Origin of the sequence: Pseudomonas sp. NPDC089534 (genome assembly GCF_044749305.1) — a bacterium.
In the GTDB taxonomy this organism is placed as follows: domain Bacteria; phylum Pseudomonadota; class Gammaproteobacteria; order Pseudomonadales; family Pseudomonadaceae; genus Aquipseudomonas; species Aquipseudomonas ekonensis.
On record NZ_JBIVHR010000107.1, the window covers coordinates 1 to 18252 of the forward strand.

Genomic DNA, 18252 nt, shown 5'->3' on the forward strand with positions numbered 1-18252 from the left:
CACAGGTTTTTTGGGTGTGCAGGGCATTTGTGGCTGCCCCGGATCCCTTGTGGGAGCCAGCCTGCTGGCGATGGCGGTAGTGTGGCCACTGCAGATGTCGGCAGTGCCGGCCTCATCGCTAGCAAGCTAGCTCCCACAGGTTTTTTGGGTGTGCAGGGCATTTGTGGCTGCCCCGGATCCCTTGTGGGAACCAGCCTGCTGGCGATGGCGGTAGTGTGGCCACTGCAGATGTCGGCAATTCCGGCCTCATCGCCAGCAGGCTGGCTCCCACAGGGTTTTGTGGTGTGCAGGGCATTTGTGGCTTGCCTCGGATCCCTTGTGGGAGCCAGCCTGCTGGCGATGGCGGTGGTTCGGCCGCTGCAGATCAAGCTGGCTTCTACGGTTTCACCAACACCGCGAATCCCTGTGGGAGCGGGCTTGCCCGCGAAGACGGCCGCACAACCGACGCCGATGCATCAGGCAGCCCGCATTGCAGCGGGTTACATCGCCCGCCACCCGCCCCCGAGCGCCTTGTACAGGGCGATGCTCGCCTGTAGCCGCGACAGCCGCAGTTGCACGTTAGAATCCTGTGCCGCGTACAGCGTGCGCTGGGTCTCCAACACCGTCAGCAGATCCTCGGCGCCGGCCTGATAGCGGCTCTGGGCGATGTTGAATGCGGTCTGGGCCTGGTTCAGTTCTTCGGTTTGCCACTGGCGCTGTTCGTCGAGCCCCTGAATGCTGTTGAGGGCCTTTTCGACGTCGGCAAAACCGCTGACGATCGCGCCGCGGTAGGTTTCCAGCAGTTCTTCCTGACGGGCCGTGGCCTTGTCGCGCTCGGCGCCCAGGCGGCCGTTGTTGAAGATCGGCGCCACCAGCCCGGCGGTCAGGTTGTAGAACGGACTGCGAACCAAGTTGCTGAACCGGTTGGCGCCCGAGCCGAGCTGGGCGGTCAGGGTGACGGTGGGCAGCATGGCGGCCCGGGCCACTTTCACGTCGGCCTCGGCGGCGGCCAGTTGCGCTTCGGCGCGGGCGATGTCGGGACGGCGGCCGAGCAGGTCGCTGGGGACGCCGGCCGCGATGGTCGGCCAGGTCAGCCGGTCGAACGGTTCCGGCGACGGCGCCAGAGCCTGCACGGGTTGGCCGAGCAGGACGGCGAGGCTGATCTGCGCTTCCTGGGCCTGTTGCTGCACCAGCGGCATTTGACGCTCCTGGGCGGCGACCAGGCTTTTCTGCTGGGCCAGTTCCAGGGCGGTGGCCGAGCCTGCGTCGAAGCGGGTCTGCACCAGCTTCAGCACGCTGCGGGCGTTGGTCAGGTTCAGTTCGGCGATGCGGCTGCGCTCGCGCAGGGACAGGGCCTGCGCGTAGGTGTCGGCGACGTTGCCCAGCAGCGTCAGCTCGACGGTCGCCCGGTCGAACTCGCTGGCTTGCAGGCTGAACCGTGCGCTGTCCCGGGAGGCGCGCTTGCCGCCCCAGAAATCGATTTCGTAGCTGGCGCTCAGGTTGGCGTCGAAGTAGTCCACAGCCTTGTTGCTGTTGTCGGCGTCGAGCTGGCTGTAGCCGTTGCCGCGCAGCAGCTTCTGCCGGTTGACGTTGGCCCCGGCCTTGATCTCGGGCAACTGCGAGCCGCCGGCGATCACCGTGGCGGCACGGGCCTGACGCACCCGGGCCATGGCGGCGGCCAGATCGTGGCTGCCGAGCCGGGCCTGTTCGATCAGGCGGTCCAGCTCGGGGCTGCCGAATTGCGTCCACCACTGCGCGTCGTGGCGGGCGGTGGCGTCGGAGTGGGGCGATTGCCAGGCGGCGGGCGGCTGCAGGCCGCTGTCCGGACGCTGGACGGGACTGGCGCAGGCGCTGAGCATCAGGCACACGGTCAACAGGCTGAGGCGCGGTTTCATAAAGCGATCATTCACTGGTAAGGGCCGTGACCGGATCGAGCCGGGCGGCTTTGCGGGCGGGCATGAAGCCGAAGACGACACCGGTCACGAGGGCGCAGCCGAAGGCGCCCAGCACCGCCATCAGGGAAAACGCGACGGCGACTTCGCTGAGGATCAGCACGCCGCCGATGATCAGCGCCAGGGCGATCCCGGCCAGGCCGCCGACCACCGACAGCATCACCGCCTCGGTGAGGAACTGGCGCAGGATGTCGCGCTGGCGGGCGCCGGTGGCCATGCGGATGCCGATCTCGCGGGTCCGTTCGCGCACGGTCATGAGCATGATGTTCATCACGCCGATGCCGCCCACCAGCAGCGAGATCGCGGCGATCGAGCCGAGCATCAGCGACAGGGTGTTCTGCGTGCGGGCCTCGGCCTGGATCATCGCGGCGTTGTTGGTCAGCTCGAAGTCCTTCTTGCCGTTGTGCAGGCGCAGCATCAGTTGCTCGATGGCGTGCTCGGCTTCCTTGACCTTGCGCGCGTCGGCGGCGGCGATGGCCACGTATTCCGGGTTGCGCGTGCCGAACAGCCGGACGCTGGCGGCGGAGTAGGGGATGGCGATGCGGTCGTCGCTGTCCTGGTCGCCGGAGCTGGCGCCCTTTTCCTGGAGCACGCCGACCACCTGGAACGGCACGTTCTCGATCAGGATGTACTGGCCCAGCGGGTTGGCGACATCCTTGAGCAGTTTGTCGCGCACCTTCTTGCCGATCACCGCCACGGCCGTGGCGTTGCGTTCGTCGGCCTCGGTGAAGTAGCTGCCCTCGACCACCGGCCAGTTGAAGATCGCCGGGAAGTTGGTGTCGTTGCCGCCGACGTAGCTCAGGTGGTCGACGTTGCCGAAGCGCACCCCGGCCTCGGCGCCGTTGACCGGCATGATGCGTTTGACCTGCGGCAGGCTGGCCAGCGCCGCGACGTCGTCCAGGGTGACGATGCCGGGCGGCGTGCGCGGGTTGGGGGCCGAACCGCTGAGGTAGATGATGTTGGAGCCGAACGCGCCCATCTGCGCCATCACCTGGCGCTTGCTGCCTTCGCCGACCGCCAGCATCACCACCACCGAGGCCACGCCGATGATGATGCCGAGCAGGGTCAGGGCGGTGCGGAAGCGGTTGATCCACATCACCCGCCAGGCGGCGTGCAGGGCGTCCACCAGTTCGCCTTTCCAGGCGCCGGTGGCCTCCGCGCCTTCGGCCAGGCGCTTGCGCAGGTCCACCGCCTGCAGGGCGCCGGGGTTGGCGGCGGCCTGGACGGCAGGATCGTCGGCGGCGCTGTCGCTGATGATCAGGCCGTCACGGACTTCGATGATGCGCTTGGCCCGGGCCGCGACTTCGCGGTCGTGGGTGATGAGGATCACCACGTGGCCCTGGCCCGCCAGTTCATCGAGCAGCGCCATGACTTCCTTGCCGCTGTGGCTGTCGAGGGCGCCGGTGGGTTCGTCGGCGAGGATGATGTGGCCGCCGTTCATCAGGGCGCGGGCGATGGACACCCGCTGCTGCTGGCCGCCGGAGAGCTGGTGCGGACGGTTGCCGGTGCGCGAGGCCAGGCCGAGACGGTCGAGCAGGGCGGCGGCGCGGGCGTGCCGCTCGGCCGCCGGCGTGCCGGCGTAGATCGCCGGCATCTCGACGTTTTCCTGGGCCGAGCCGGACGGGATCAGGTGATAGCCCTGGAACACGAAGCCGAACGCTTCGCGGCGCAGCCAGGCCAGTTCGTCGCTGTCCAGGCCGGCGACGTTTTCGCCGGCGAAACGGTATTCGCCGGACGTCGGTCGGTCGAGGCAGCCGAGGATGTTCATCAGCGTCGATTTGCCGGAGCCCGACGCGCCGACGATGGCCACGAACTCGCCGGCGTGGATCGACAGGTCGATGCCGCGCAGCACGTGGACTTCGGGGGCGTCGCCGCCGCCGTAGGACTTGCGGATGTCCCGCAGTTCGATCAGGGGCGTCTGCATTCAGCCTCCGTTGCCGTCGGCGGGGCCGATCAGCAGGTGATCGCCTTCGCTCAGGCCTTCCAGCACCTGCACGTTCAGGCGGTCGCTGAGGCCGGTGCGCACTTCGCGGGGCTGCACCTCGCCGTTGGCGGCGACCACCCGGGCAGTTTGCAGGCCGGCGCCGGCGCTGCCTTGCAGGGCGGCGACCGGCGCGGTGAGCACGTCCTTCGCCTGGCCGGCGACAAAGAACACCTGGGTGGTCATCTCGGCCATCAGGGCGTTGTCGGCGTTGTCGACATCCAGCAGCACGGTGTAGAGCACCACCCGGGCGCTTCCGCTTTTGCTGGTGCTGGCGGGGCTGCCGCCGCCCTGGCTGGTCTGGTCCAGCGGCTTGGGCGGCACCGGCAGGATCTGTCGCACAGTGCTGCTCCACCGGCGTTGGCCGCCGCTCAGGGTGGTGAAGTAGGCGGTCATGCCCGGTTTGACGTGGCCGATGTCGGCTTCCGAGACTTCGGCCCAGACCGTCATCGGCGACAGCTTGGCGATGCGCAGGATCAGCGGCGTCTGCTGCTGGGCGTTGAGGGTCTGGCCTTCGCGGGCGTCGAGGGCGACGACGGTGCCGGCCATCGGCGCAAAGATGCGCGTATAGCCGAGTTCGGCCTGGTCGCTGCGCAGGCTGGCTTCGGCCTGGCGGATCTGCGCCTGGATCATGTCGATGCGCGCCTGGGTGGCCTTCAGTTCGGCGCGGGCGGTCTGCACGTCCTCTTCGCGGGTGGCGCCGCCGGCGGCGAGGTTCTGCTGGCGTTGGTGCTTCTGCTGCGCCAGTTCGTGCTGGGCTTTCTGTTCCTGCAGCTGCGCCTTGAGGTTCTCGATGGAAAAGCGTCCGGCGTCGAGCTTGGCCTTTTGCGTGGACGGGTCGATCTCCACCAGCAATTGGCCTTCCTTGACCGTGTCGCCGACCTCCACGTGGATCTTCTTGATCTGGCCCGAGGCCTGGGCGCCGACGTCCACGTAGCGTCGCGGCTGCAGGGTGCCCAGGGCGGTGACGCTGCTTTCGATGTCGCCGCGGGTGACTTGCACGGTGGCGAACTTGTCCCGGCCGGGGGGCAGCATCTGCCAGGCCGCATAGGCGGCGACGGGAATCAGACAAAGGGTGGCGAGCAGGGCGCGTCGGGCGGGGCGGGGACGTTTCATGCAGGGTTCCGGCCAGTGGGAATCGGCCCGTCGTTCACGGGGGTGCGCAGGAGCGGGCACCGCTGAACGCTGTCGCGGGGCGCGGCAGAGACGGGGAGCTGTCCTGTTAACGAGGGGTGGGCGAGGGAATTTAAGCGGGGACACACGATGTTACAGGTATAGGACGGGACTATTTGTCGGGCAACGTGAAACATCACTTTAAATCTATATGAGAATTACTATAAATTACGCGCCTCAAGTTGCCACTATCTTGCTAGCGCCCTTCGCGGGTTCCCGGATCAGTGCGCCCAAGGACAGAAACCGCACCGCTGCGGCGGGGAGCCATGTTGGAAAACTACTATCGCGAGCTGGTGAGTTTCCTGAATGCCAGGCTCGGCAACCGCCAGGTCGCCGAAGATGTGGTGCATGACGCCTATGTGCGGGTGCTGGAGCGCTCCAGCGACACGCCGATCGAGCAGCCCCGGGCCTTCCTCTACCGCACGGCCCTGAACCTGGTGATCGACGACCACCGGCGCAACGCCTTGCGTCAGGTCGAGTCCCTTGAGGTGCTCGACAGCGAAGAGCGCTATTTCACCCCGTCCCCCCACAGCACGCTCGACCACGGCCAGCGCCTGGAGATGCTCCAGCGTGCATTGGCGGAATTGCCGCCGCTGTGCCGCGACAGTTTCCTGCTGCGCAAGATCGAAGGCCTGTCGCACCCCGAGATCGCCGAGCACCTGGGCATTTCCAAGGCGCTGGTGGAAAAGCACATCGTCAATGCCATGAAGCACTGCCGGGTGCGCATCAAGCAATGGGACGCCCATTGAGCCGTCGTCGTTAAATTTTATTTCACTGTCCTCGTTCCTACTCAACAGACGACCTGCTGTCCCGCTCGGGGCCGGCCGGTCACGTAGGCTCTTCCTCCCCGCTGCGTTGGGGTTCATCCAGAGGACACTGGAAATGACACAGGCAATTGCATCGCCCATCGTTCACGATCTGATCGGCGTCGGTTTCGGCCCTTCGAACCTGGCGCTGGCCATCGCTCTGCAAGAGCGCGGCCCGACCCATGGCGAACTGGATGTGCTGTTCCTCGACAAGCAGGCCGACTACAGCTGGCACGGCAACACGCTGTCGACCCAGAGCGAGCTGCAGATCTCCTTCCTCAAGGACCTGGTGACCCTGCGCAACCCGACCAGCCCGTACTCGTTCGTCAACTACCTCAAGCAGCACGGGCGCCTGGTGGACTTCATCAACCTCGGCACCTTCTACCCGTGCCGCATGGAGTACAACGACTACCTGCGCTGGGTCGCCGGGCAGTTCACCGAGCAGAGCCGCTACGGCGAAGAAGTGCTGACCATCGAGCCGGTGCTGCACAACCAGCAGGTCGAAGCGCTGCGGGTGATCTCCCGTGACGTCCAGGGCCAGCAGTTCGTGCGCACCGCCCGTTCGGTGGTGGTCAGCGCCGGCGGCACGCCGCGCATTCCGGAAGCGTTCAAGGGCCTGAAGGGCGACGCCCGCGTGTTCCACCACTCCCAGTACCTGGCGCAGATGGCCAAGCAGCCGTGCGTCAACAACCAGCCGATGAGCATCGCGATCATCGGCGGTGGGCAGAGCGCGGCGGAAGCGTTCATCGACCTCAACGACTCCTTCCCGTCGGTGCAGGTGGACATGATCCTGCGCGGTTCGGCCCTGAAGCCGGCCGACGACAGCCCGTTCGTCAACGAAGTGTTCTCGCCGGAATTCACCGACCTGATCTTCCAGCAGAAGAGCAGCGAGCGTGAGCGTCTGGTCAACGAGTACCACAACACCAACTATTCGGTGGTGGACATCGACCTGATCGAACGCATCTACGGCATCTTCTACCGCCAGAAGGTTTCGGGCATCGCCCGCCATGCGTTCCGCACCCTGACCACCGTCGAGAAGGCCACCGCCACCGAACGCGGCATCGAGCTGACCGTGCGCAACAACGCCACCGGCGAAGTCACCGTGCACCACTACGACGCCGTGGTGCTGGCCACCGGTTACGAGCGCCAGTTGCACCGCAAGCTGCTGGCTCCGCTGGAGGAGTACCTGGGTGACTTCGAGGTCGACCGCAACTACCGCCTGATCACCGACGAGCGCTGCAAGGCCGGCCTGTACATGCAGGGCTTCTGCCAGGCCAGCCACGGCCTGAGCGACACGCTGCTGTCGGTGCTGCCGGTGCGTGCGGACGAGATCGCCGGTTCCCTGTACGAGCACGGCAAGCACCGCGGGCACGGCCGTTCGATGGCGGACCTGCTGCTGGCGACCGCCAGCTAAGACGTCGCCTCCAAGACCGTCATCGCGAGCAGGCTCGCTCCCACAGGGGATCTCCAGCGGACACGAAATGTGTGCCGAACGGCGATCCTGTGTGGAAGCGGGCCTGCTCGCGTTCAGCCCCTCGACCCTCCCAACCTGAACCTTTCCTGAACCTTTCCTGAAAAGCGCTGACATTCCCCGTCACACTTTCCTTTGCGGGTTTACTCTCCAGATACCGGGGCGTAAGCTTCGCGCGTTTTCATCAATAGCGGAGACCCACAGTGGGTACTTGTTCGAGTGACAGTTGTCGGCCGGTCTCGGTAACCGGCAGATTCTCGGCAAGATAACGCGCATTCCCTGATGCCGTTGTCTCGCCGAACAGCGAGCGGCGGCATCCCGATCATGGCCGGTTGAGGCCATGTCCCGACGTCCTTCTCATCGACGCTGAACAGAGCGTGGCCGTGACCTTTGCGTCGCAGCCGCAGCCCTATCGACACGCCTGTCTTCGGTGACCGGCGTGCCAGGCCCTGCCTTGCCGGTCTTTCCGGCGGCCGGGGCGTGGACGTGCCTGCTTGACGGTTTCCCGGCTGACCAGAGGGGTAGCAGCCATGAAACTGACGCTCAAGGAATTTTTCGCAGGCTTCCTGCGGACCCGCCACATCGCCCGCCATTTCCGGCGCCTGGCGTTGCTCGAATCCATCGGCGAAACCACGGTCAGCCGTGAGGTGCCGCCCAGCCTGGCCAATACCCTGGTGGACGCGGCCCACTGCGACAGCGGCGCGCTGCTGTCGATGCTGGGCACCCACGCCGACGGCCTCACGGATTTCGAGGTCGATGCGCTGCGTGCGCAGCACGGCCTGAACGAAGTGGAACACGAGCAGCCGCTGCCGTGGTGGACCCACCTGTGGCACTGCTACAAGAACCCGTTCAACCTGCTGCTGACCCTGCTGGCGGTGATCTCGTGGCTGACCGAGGACCTGAAGGCAGCCATCGTGATCTTCTCCATGGTGGTGCTCTCGACCCTTTTGCGCTTCTGGCAGGAAAGCAAATCCAACCAGGCCGCCGACGCGCTCAAGGCCATGGTGAGCAACACCGCCACCGTGATCCGTCGGGACGCGCCGCGCATCGAGCTGCCGATCAAGCAACTGGTGCCCGGCGACCTGATCGTGCTGTCGGCCGGCGACATGATCCCCGCCGACTGCCGGGTGCTCAGCGCCAAGGACCTGTTCGTCAGCCAGGCGGCGATGACCGGCGAATCCATGCCGGTGGAGAAATTCCCGCGCCAGCAGGACCGTGACACGCGCAACCCGCTGGAACTGGACAACGTCCTGTTCATGGGCACCAACGTGGTGTCCGGCACGGCGGTGGCGGTGATCCTCACCACCGGCAACAACACCTATTTCGGCGCCTTGGCGCAGCGGGTCGGCGCCACCGACCGGGCGGTGACCTCGTTCCAGCAGGGCGTCAACAAGGTCAGCTGGCTGCTGATCCGCTTTATGTTCGTGATGGCGCCGCTGGTGCTGTTCATCAACGGCTTCACCAAGGGCGACTGGACCGAGGCGCTGCTGTTCGCGCTGTCGATCGCCGTGGGCCTGACCCCGGAAATGCTGCCGATGATCGTCACCTCGACCCTGGCCAAGGGCGCGGTGTTCCTGTCGCGCAAGAAGGTCATCGTCAAGCGCCTGGACGCGATCCAGAACTTCGGCGCCATGGACGTGCTGTGCACCGACAAGACCGGCACCCTGACCCAGGACAAGATCTTCCTGGCGCGCAACGTCGATGTCTGGGGCGAAGACTCCGACGACGTGCTGGAGATGGCGTACCTGAACAGCTACTACCAGACCGGCCTGAAAAACCTGCTGGACGTGGCGGTGCTGGAGCACGTGGAGATCCACCGCGAGCTGAAGGTCGGCACGGCGTTTCGCAAGGTCGATGAGATTCCGTTCGACTTCAACCGGCGGCGCATGTCGGTGGTGGTCGAGGGGCGCGGCCAGCCGCACCAGCTGATCTGCAAGGGCGCGGTGGAGGAAGTGCTCGCCGTGTGCAGCCATGTGCGCCACGGCGACATCGACGAAGTGTTGAGCGCCGAGCTGCTGGCCCGCATCCGTCAGGTGACCGCCGCCTTCAACGCCGAGGGTCTGCGGGTGGTGGCGGTGGCGGCGCGGTCGATGCCCGAGGGGCGCGACACCTACAGCCTGGCCGACGAGCAGGATCTGACGCTGATCGGCTACGTGGCGTTTCTCGATCCGCCGAAGGAAAGCACCGCGCCGGCGCTCAAGGCCCTGGCCGAGCATGGCGTGGCGGTGAAAGTGCTGACCGGCGACAACGAACTGGTGACGGCCAAGATCTGCCGCGAGGTGGGCCTCGCCCAGCAAGGCCTGTTGCTGGGCAACGACGTGGAGCGCATGAGCGATGCCGAACTGGCGGTGGCGGTGGAGACCACCAACGTGTTCGCCAAGCTGACGCCGTCGCACAAGGAACGCATCGTCCGCATCCTCAAGGGCAACGGCCACGTGGTCGGGTTCATGGGCGACGGCATCAACGACGCGCCGGCGCTGCGCACCGCCGACATCGGCATTTCGGTGGACAGCGCCGTGGACATCGCCAAGGAGGCGGCGGACATCATCCTGCTGGAAAAGAGCCTGATGGTGCTGGAGGAGGGCGTGCTCGAAGGGCGGCGCACCTTCGCCAACATGCTCAAGTACATCAAGATGACCGCCAGCTCCAACTTCGGCAACGTGTTCTCGGTGCTGGTGGCCAGCGCGTTCATTCCGTTCCTGCCGATGCTGCCGATGCACCTCTTGGTGCAGAACCTGCTCTACGACATTTCGCAGATCGCCATCCCGTTCGACAACGTCGATGACGAGATGCTGAAGCAGCCGCAGCGCTGGCAGCCGGCGGACGTGGGCCGCTTCATGCTGTTCTTCGGGCCGATCAGTTCGATCTTCGACATCACGACGTTCGCCTTGATGTGGTACGTGTTCGATGCCAACACCCCGGACCACCAGACCCTGTTCCAATCGGGCTGGTTCGTGGTGGGGCTGCTGACCCAGACGCTGATCGTGCACATGATCCGCACGCCGAAGATCCCGTTCCTGCAAAGCCGCGCGGCCCTGCCGCTGCTGGTGATGACCGGGGTCATCATGGCGGTGGGGATCTTCCTGCCGATGGGGCCGCTGGCGAATTACTTCAAGCTGCAAGCGCTGCCGTCGCTGTACTTCGTGTTCCTGCCGGTGATCCTGCTGGCGTACATGGCGCTGACCCAGGCGGTGAAGGGGTTCTACATCCGCCGGTTCGGCTGGCAGTAACACCGGGGACGGTGCTGTGGGAGCAAGGGTCTTCTCCTTGCTCTTGCGGTGCCTGTGCCGGCCCCATCGCCAGCAGGCTGGCTCCCACAGGTGTTTCTGGTGTCCGCAAGCTCCATGCGCGCCGAGAAACCTGTGGGAGCTGGCTTGCCAGCGATGAGGCCGGCACTGAACCGCCGCTCCCACAAAGGACGGCAGATTTTTCAAGGAGCTGGACATGCAAGCCATCGACAACCTCAACCTGACCTCGCTGCTCGACACCCTCGTCAGCCTCAGCGCGGCGTTCATCCTCGGCGGCCTGATCGGCTTCGAGCGCCAGTACCGGCAACGCACGGCGGGCCTGCGCACCAATGTGCTGGTGGCGGTGGGCGCGGCGATCTTCGTCGACATGGCCAACCGCCTCGGCGGCGCCGAAGGGGCGGTGCGGGTGGTCGCCTATGTGGTGTCGGGCATCGGCTTTCTCGGCGCCGGGGTGATCATGCGCGAGGAGGGCAACGTGCGCGGCCTCAACACCGCCGCCACCCTCTGGACCTCGGCGGCGGTGGGGGCCTGCGCCGGCGCCGACCTGCTGGCCGAGGCGGTGCTCGGCACGCTCTTTGTGCTGGCGGCCAACACGCTGCTGCGGCCGATCGTCAACAACATCAACCGCCAGCCGCTGGACGTGGTCTCGGCGGAAGTCACCAACATCGTCTACGTCATCGCCCGGCGTTCGCAGCAGAAGGCCGTGCTGGCCCTGCTCGAAGCCGAGCTCGAACGCAGCAACTACCCCGCCAGCGACGTCGACGTGCATGCCTTCGGCAGCGATGAGGTGGAGATCGAAGCGACGCTGGCGACCACGTCGGTGGACGGCGACGAGCTGGACGCGCTGGTGGCGCGGGTGTCGACCTCGGCCCTGGTGGTACAGGCGTTCTGGAGCCCGAGCACCACCGAGTGAGGCAACGCGAGGGGCTGCCGCCGCCGGATGGATGACCGGTTTTTTCGGAATCGTCCTACAGAGTGTTCCTGGTCGCATGGGTAACCTTGGCGTCTCCTGAAGCCGACACCGACCGGGAAGTCCACCGTGCCCCAGAAAACCTTGCGTATCCTGATTGCCGATCCGCAGCATTTTCAGCGAATGACCCTTGAGCGATCGTTCAATCGCCTCGGCTACTTCCGCATCGCACCGGTGCAGAGCCTGGCCGAACTGCACGCGCTGGTCGAACACGAACCCGGCGCCTTCGACGTGGTGGCCGCCAACGCAGGGCTGGCGCCGGGCCCGCGGGATCTGGCGGACTTTCTCTGCGACAGTCCCCGTGTCCGCCACGCCCTGGTCTACAACGCGCTGCCGTCGGCGGTTGCCGGCCCCGCCCGCGAGCCGCTGAAGGTCAGTGACGCGATCCTGCCGGACATCCGGCAGATCGAGCGCCTGATGGCACTGGTCGAACGGTCGACCGGGCAGGCTGCCGAGGCTTGAGCACGCTTATCCATTCGTCGCAACTGTCAGATCTGACAGGTAGATTCCTTCCGGTTCCCGTGCAACAGTCTTGGCGCAGCCACGGCCTGTCCGGCTCAGGCGCAACCCGAGGTGTCGGCGTCCCGAACCTGCACTGGGAGTGGTCATGAAGAAAGCGCTGATCGTCGACGATCATCCGGTGGTGGGTGCCACCCTCGGCCTGATTCTGGAGTCGGAGGGCTTCAGGCAAGTGGACGTGGTCGCCAGCGGCGTCGAAGCGGTGCCGATGATCCGCAAGCATCTGCCGGAGCTGGTGATCCTCGACCTCAACCTCAAAGGGATGAGCGGCCTGGAGGTGCTGGAGCGCATCCGCGCCAACGGCCTGGAGTGCCGTGTCGTGGTGTTCACTTCCCATGACCCCGCGCACTACCAGCTGCGCTGCATGCGGGCCGGCGCGATGGCCTTTGTCGCCAAGTCCGACCCGTTGCAGCAGTTGCGCAACGCGATCAAGGCCGTCCGCTCCGGCTACACCTATTTCCCCGGCTCGGCGGATCTCAGCGCAGGCAACGGCGTGCTGCAGAACAACGAACGGCAACTGATCGGCCAGCTCTCCGACCGCGAATTGCACATCCTGGTGCAACTGGCGCAGGGGAGGGCGAACAAGGACATCGCCGAAGGCCTGAGCCTGAGCCACAAGACCGTCAGCACCTACAAGACCCGCCTGATGGCCAAGCTAGGGTTGGGCTCGCTGGTGCTGCTGCGGGAGTTCGCCATGCGCAACCAGTTGATCTGAGAGGTCGGGCATGAATCCGGGGCGCCTGATTCTCTTGTCGCTGATGCTGGTCGCCGCCCTGGTTCGGGCGAACGAGGTTCCGCAGGAACTGGAGGTGCTGAGCCGAATCAGTCCGGATGCCGCCCCGATCCGCCTGGATGAGGCGGACCGGCAATGGCTGCGGGAACATCCCGTGCTGCGGGTGGGCGTTTCCGGCGCCGATTACCCGCCGTTCGAACTGACCCGCAACCGCCATGAGCTGGAAGGCATCACGGCCGATTACACCGACCTGCTGGGGCGACTGCTCGGCGTCCCGGTCAAGGTCCTGCGCTACCGCGACCGGGCGGGGGCGATGACGGCGCTCAAGAACGGCGAGCTTGACCTGCTCGGCACCTCCAACAATTTCGAGATCGCCGATCCGCAACTGATGCTGTCCCGTGCCTACGCCGAAGACCAGCCCATGTGGGTGACCCGCCTAAACGGGCCGCTGCCGGCGGACCTGGCCGGCAAGCGCATCGCCATGGTCGAGGATTACCTGCCGGAGTCGACCGTGCGCAGGGCCTACCCCACCGCGACCCTGGTGCGTTACCCCGCGATCCTCGATGCGCTCGGCGCGGTGGCGTTCGGCCGGGATGACGTGTACCTGGGGGATCTCATCAGCGCCCACTACCTGATCAGCATCAACTATCGCAACGACCTGCAATTGGCCGGGCCTTCGGGGCTTGACGCCAATCCCTTCGGCTTCGCCCTGGCCAGGGGCAACGGCCGGCTCAAGCGCCTCGTCGACAGGGCCCTGACGGCGATTCCCCTCGAACAGCGGCTGCTGATGGAGCAGCGCTGGAGCGCCGGCCCCGCAGACATTAGCGGGCAACCGACCGTGACCCTGAGCGCCGCCGAGCAGGCGTGGCGCGACGCTCACCCGGTGGTGCGGGTCGGTGCCGTCGAAGACTTCGCCCCCTTGACGTTCTTTGACGCGGAGGGGCAGTTGCGCGGGCTCACCGCGCAGTTGCTGAACATGATTGCCCAGCGCACCGGCCTGACGTTCGACATCGTGCGCGGGCAGTCGCTCGACCGTCAGATGGCGCAACTCAAGGCCGGCGAGCTCGATGTGCTGCCGGTGGTGACGCCGAGCGGCGAGCGGGAACTGGAGCTGCGGTTCACCCGGGCCTACCTGAACAACCCGTTCGTGCTGGTCGCGGCGGCGTCGGACCGCCGGCTGGGTTCGCTGGACGACCTTGCGGGCAAGCGGGTGGCGCTCTACCGCGGCCATCCCCTGCACGACTACCTGATCGAGCACGTGCCGCAGATCAGGCTGGTCGAGGTGGGCAGCCCGGCCTCCGGCATGGCGGCCATCGCCGGCGGGCAGGCGGACGCGACGCTGGGGTCGTTGCTGGTGGCCCGTTACCTGATCGCCCGCCAATACAGGGGACGCATGCGCATCGTCACCACCGTGGGCGATCAGCCGGCCCGGATCGCGCTGGCCACGGCACCGGACGCCGCGCTGCTGCATTCGATGCTGAACAAGGCCCTGTTGAGCATTGCGCCCCGGGAGATGGATGAACTGGTCGAACGCTGGAGCCATGACGTGGTGGTCGAGGACAGTTACTGGCAGCGCCATCGCCGGGAAATCCTCTCGGGATTTGCGGTGGCCGCCGCTCTGCTGATGCTGTCGCTGGCGTGGATCGGCTTTCAGCGCCGGCAGATCCGCCAGCGGCAGCGATGGATGCACAGGCTGCAGCAGGCCAAGGAGGACGCCGACGAGGCGAACCGGGCCAAGACAACGTTTCTGGCGACCATGAGCCATGAGATCCGCACGCCGATGAATGCCCTGATCGGCATGCTCGAACTGGCGCTCAAGCGCGCCGACGAGGGCGTCACCGACCGACTGGCCATTGAGGTCGCCTCCAGCGCCGGGCAGCAGTTGCTGGCGTTGATCGGCGACATCCTCGACATCGCCCGCATCGAGTCCGGGCATATGAACCTCTCCCCGCAACGGGCCAATCTGCGTGAACTGGTGGTTTCGGCCTGTCGTGTGTTCGAAGGGCTGGCGCGGCAGAAACGGCTGCTCTGGCACGTTGAGCTGGATCCGCGCAGCGACATCGATGTGCTGGTCGACCCCACGCGGTTCAAGCAGGTGCTGTCGAACCTGTTGAGCAACGCGATCAAGTTCACCGACAGCGGCGAGGTGAGCCTGGTGCTGCGGGTGGTGTCGCAACGGGAGCGGCGCCTGTCCCTGAGCGTGACCATCGAAGACAGCGGCATCGGCATCGGCGCCGAAGACCGCCGGCGTCTGTTCGCTCCGTTTGCGCAGGCCGTCGACTCTGCGCAGCCGGTGCGCGGCGGCGCCGGCCTGGGGCTGGTGATCAGCCGGGATCTGTGCCGGCTGATGGGCGGCGATCTGCAGTTGGACAGCCAGCCGGGGCGCGGCACGCAGGTGAGGGCGCTCATGCAGTTGCCGGTGCTGGATCCGTTGCGCGAGCCGGCGGCCGATGTGCAGCCGGTCCTGGCGACGGCGTCCCTGAGTGTGCTGGTGGTGGACGACCACCCGGTGAACCGTTTGCTGCTGGGCTGGCAACTGGGCGAACTCGGGCACCAGACCGTGGAGGCGGGGGACGGCGAACAGGGCCTGGCCGTGTGGCGCGGGCAGCCGTTCGACGTGTTGATCGTCGACATCAACATGCCGGGGCTCAGCGGTCATCAACTGGCGCGGACGGTTCGGGAAGAGGAGGCGGCGTCGGGCAGGCGCCGTTGCCTGATGATCGGGTTCACGGCCGACGCCCGGGCCGAGGAAAGGCAACGCTGCCTCGCCGCCGGCATGGACGATTGCCTGTTCAAGCCGATCCGCCTGCATGAACTGGGGCGGGCGTTGAGCGGCGCCACGCCGGGCGGAGCGCAGATCGAGCAAGGTCAGGGTTCGGCCGAGATCGACCTGAGCACGCTGGAGCACCTGGCGGGGGAAAACCGCGCGTTGGTCCTGCGTTTGCGCGAACAGGTGTCGGTCAGTCTGCGTGACGACCTGAAACGGCTGGAGGATTTGGACCGGACGTCGGATCGGGGCGGCCTGCGTGATTTGGCCCATCACATCAAGGGCGGCGCGCAAATGGTCGGTGCCGCCCGGGTCGTGTCGGCGTGCAGCAACCTTGAGCGGGCGTGCCGCGATGCCGAGACCGTGACGCTGGCAGGCGCGGTCGAATCGCTGCGCCAGGCCATGAACAGTCTGGCGCAGCGCCTTCAGGCGTAGCCGGTCAGTCCCACTCGGGGGCGATGCCTTTGGGGCTGGTCAGGCGCTGGCCGCGGTCCAGGGTCGCGATCAAGGCCATGTCGGCTTCGCTCAGGGTCAGGGCCGTGGCGCCGAGGTTGCTTTGCAGGTTGGCCCGGCGCGTCGACGACGGGATCACCGCATAACCCGACTGCATCGCCCAGGCCAGGGTCACCTGCGCCGGGGTGGCGCCCAGTCGTTCGGCGATCTGCCGGATCAGCGGTTCCTTCAGCGCTTCGCCGTAGGCCAGGGTCATGTACGAGGTGGTGTGGACGCCCTGGCTTTGGGTGAACGCGATCACCTTGCGGTTCTGCAGGAACGGGTGCACCTCGATCTGGTGGGTGGCGATGTGTTCGGCGCCGACCGCCGCAATGGCCTTTTTCATAAGCTCGATGGTGAAGTTGGACACGCCGATCCGGCGGGTCAGGCCCAGGCGCTTGGCTTCGAGCAGGGCGCCCATGAATTCCTCCACCGGCACCTGATCGTCCGGGGACGGCCAGTGGATCAGCGTCAGGTCGAGGTAGTCGGTGCGCAGTTTGCGCAGGCTCTCCCTGAGGCTGTCGATCAGGCGGTCCTTGGCGTAGTGGGCGACCCAGATCTTGCTGGTGATGAACAGTTCTTCGCGGGGGATGCCGCTGGCGGCGATGGCGTGGCCGACCTCGGCTTCGTTCTCGTAGATCTGGGCGGTGTCGATGGCCCGGTAGCCCAGTTCGAGGGCGGTGCTCACCGAATCGATGACCACCTGACCTTGCAGGCGAAACGTACCAAGACCGAAAGCGGGAACAGACATGCGTGACTCCAGGGTTGCGAAGGGAATGGACGCAGTATCCGTGGCGGCCTGCCCGGGAAAAACCGCTGCCCCGGCAAAGCACTGTTGAGCGCAAGTCACGAATCGGCCGTGCAGGTGTTAATCGTTCCATGGGTGGAACGATGAAGCTTTTTTTGCCCGACTAGTGCCAGATAGGTGGCGGATTTAACATCAATCCATTGAATCCACCTTTCGGGAGGCACCATGAAAGACCTCATCGGCATTTACACCAGTCCCCGCGGCCACTGGGTGGGCGACGGTTTTCCGGTTCGCACGCTGTTTTCCTACGACAACCTGGCCCGGCACATCAGCCCGTTCCTGCTGCTCGATCACGCCGGCCCCGCCGAGTTCACCCCGACCGAGGAACGCCGCGGCGTCGGCCAGCATCCGCACCGCGGCTTCGAGACCGTGACCATCGTCTACGAAGGCGAGGTGGAGCACCGTGACTCCACCGGCAGCGGCGGCAAGATCGGCCCCGGCGACGTGCAGTGGATGACGGCGGCGTCCGGGATCCTGCACGAGGAATTCCATTCCCGGGACTTCGCCCGGACCGGCGGCAGGATGGAAATGGTGCAGCTGTGGGTCAACCTGCCGGCCAAGGACAAGATGGCGGCGCCGGGTTACCAGACGATCCTCGACGGTGACATTCCGGACATCGCCCTCAAGGACGGCGCGGGCCGCCTGCGCCTGATCGCCGGCGAGTTCGACGGCCGCAAGGGCGCGGCGCGCACCTTCACGCCGGTGGATGTCTGGGACATCCGGCTGAACGCCGGGAAGACGCTGGAGTTGGACCTGCACGAAGGCCGCAACACCGCGCTGGTGGTGCTGCGCGGATCGGTGCAGATCAACGGGCGGGAGCAGGCCGCTGTCGGTCAGTTGGCGCTGTTCAAGCGCGAAGGGCGGCAAGTGACGCTCGACGCCGACACGGATGCGGTGGTGCTGCTGCTCAGCGGTGAACCGATCGACGAGCCGATCGTCGGCCACGGCCCGTTCGTGATGAACAGCGAAGCGGAAATCCATCAGGCGTTCGCCGACTTCCAATCGGGGCGCTTCGGCCGGATGGAGGACTGACTCCGGTTCGCCAACACCGCCATCGCCAGCAGGCTGGCTCCCACAGGGGATCGCGGCACACCACAAAATTCTGTGGGAGCTTGCCTGCAAGCGATGAGGCCGGCACTGCCGATATCGCTGGTGCCTGACCCGCCGCCATCGCTGGCAAGCCAGCTCCCACAGGTATTGCCGGTGTCTCCAAGATCGCGGCACACCACAAAATCCTGTGGGAGCTTGCCTGCAAGCGATGAGGCCGGCATTGCCGATATCGCTGGTGCCTGAACCACCGCCATCGCTGGCAAGCCAGCTCCCACAGGTATTGCCGGTGTCTCCAAGATCGCG

12 protein-coding genes are annotated in these 18252 nt (G+C 66.2%); 8 read left to right on the forward strand and 4 right to left on the reverse strand.

The features are described from left to right. Positions 1-479 precede the first annotated feature (479 nt). Genes ACIP0B_RS24315 through ACIP0B_RS24325 form a run of 3 tightly spaced genes read right to left on the reverse strand, consistent with a single transcriptional unit; the run spans position 480 to position 5028 of the window. Positions 480-1874 carry an efflux transporter outer membrane subunit gene (locus tag ACIP0B_RS24315; RefSeq protein WP_400836714.1) on the reverse strand — a complete coding sequence of 465 codons (1395 nt, stop codon included), beginning with the start codon at positions 1872-1874 and terminating at the stop codon, positions 480-482. 7 nt (positions 1875-1881) lie between these two features. After that, on the reverse strand, positions 1882-3855 hold the full coding sequence (locus tag ACIP0B_RS24320) for a MacB family efflux pump subunit (RefSeq protein ID WP_400836716.1): 1974 nt from the start codon (positions 3853-3855) through the stop codon (positions 1882-1884). After that, positions 3856-5028 carry an efflux RND transporter periplasmic adaptor subunit gene (locus ACIP0B_RS24325; RefSeq protein WP_400836718.1) on the reverse strand — a complete coding sequence of 391 codons (1173 nt, stop codon included), beginning with the start codon at positions 5026-5028 and terminating at the stop codon, positions 3856-3858. It lies immediately after the preceding gene. A gap of 323 nt (positions 5029-5351) precedes the next feature. Here ACIP0B_RS24325 and ACIP0B_RS24330 point away from each other — a divergent pair, with 323 nt between their 5' ends. The 7 genes from ACIP0B_RS24330 to ACIP0B_RS24360 all read left to right on the forward strand — a co-directional run bounded on the left by ACIP0B_RS24330 (position 5352) and on the right by ACIP0B_RS24360 (position 16034). Next, a complete protein-coding gene (locus tag ACIP0B_RS24330) occupies positions 5352-5834 on the forward strand; it encodes a sigma-70 family RNA polymerase sigma factor (RefSeq protein ID WP_085577528.1) in 483 nt (160 codons plus the stop codon). 133 nt (positions 5835-5967) lie between these two features. Beyond that, the gene (locus ACIP0B_RS24335; protein WP_400836720.1) at positions 5968-7305 is read left to right on the forward strand and encodes a lysine N(6)-hydroxylase/L-ornithine N(5)-oxygenase family protein; all 1338 of its coding nucleotides are present in this window, start codon (positions 5968-5970) and stop codon (positions 7303-7305) included. A gap of 587 nt (positions 7306-7892) precedes the next feature. Continuing rightward, positions 7893-10592: a magnesium-translocating P-type ATPase gene (gene mgtA / locus ACIP0B_RS24340; RefSeq protein WP_400836722.1), complete on the forward strand. Its 2700-nt coding sequence runs from the start codon at positions 7893-7895 to the stop codon at positions 10590-10592. 214 nt (positions 10593-10806) lie between these two features. Further along, the gene (locus ACIP0B_RS24345; RefSeq protein ID WP_085577525.1) at positions 10807-11523 is read left to right on the forward strand and encodes an MgtC/SapB family protein; all 717 of its coding nucleotides are present in this window, start codon (positions 10807-10809) and stop codon (positions 11521-11523) included. A 126-nt stretch (positions 11524-11649) separates the two neighbouring features. Next, a complete protein-coding gene (locus ACIP0B_RS24350; protein WP_400836725.1) occupies positions 11650-12042 on the forward strand; it encodes a hypothetical protein in 393 nt (130 codons plus the stop codon). A 145-nt stretch (positions 12043-12187) separates the two neighbouring features. Then, positions 12188-12814, forward strand: coding sequence for a response regulator (locus tag ACIP0B_RS24355; protein ID WP_400836727.1), 627 nt, complete (start codon positions 12188-12190; stop codon positions 12812-12814). Between the two features lie 10 nt (positions 12815-12824). After that, complete coding sequence (locus ACIP0B_RS24360; protein ID WP_400836729.1) at positions 12825-16034, forward strand: ATP-binding protein; 3210 nt, start codon at positions 12825-12827, stop codon at positions 16032-16034. 4 nt (positions 16035-16038) lie between these two features. Here the strand turns inward: ACIP0B_RS24360 and dkgB are convergent, their stop codons facing one another. After that, a complete protein-coding gene (dkgB, locus tag ACIP0B_RS24365; RefSeq protein WP_400836731.1) occupies positions 16039-16842 on the reverse strand; it encodes a 2,5-didehydrogluconate reductase DkgB in 804 nt (267 codons plus the stop codon). A gap of 222 nt (positions 16843-17064) precedes the next feature. Between dkgB and ACIP0B_RS24370 the strand changes: the two genes are divergently transcribed. Then, positions 17065-17931, forward strand: coding sequence for a pirin family protein (locus ACIP0B_RS24370; RefSeq protein ID WP_400836732.1), 867 nt, complete (start codon positions 17065-17067; stop codon positions 17929-17931). The last annotated feature ends 321 nt before the right edge of the window (positions 17932-18252 follow it).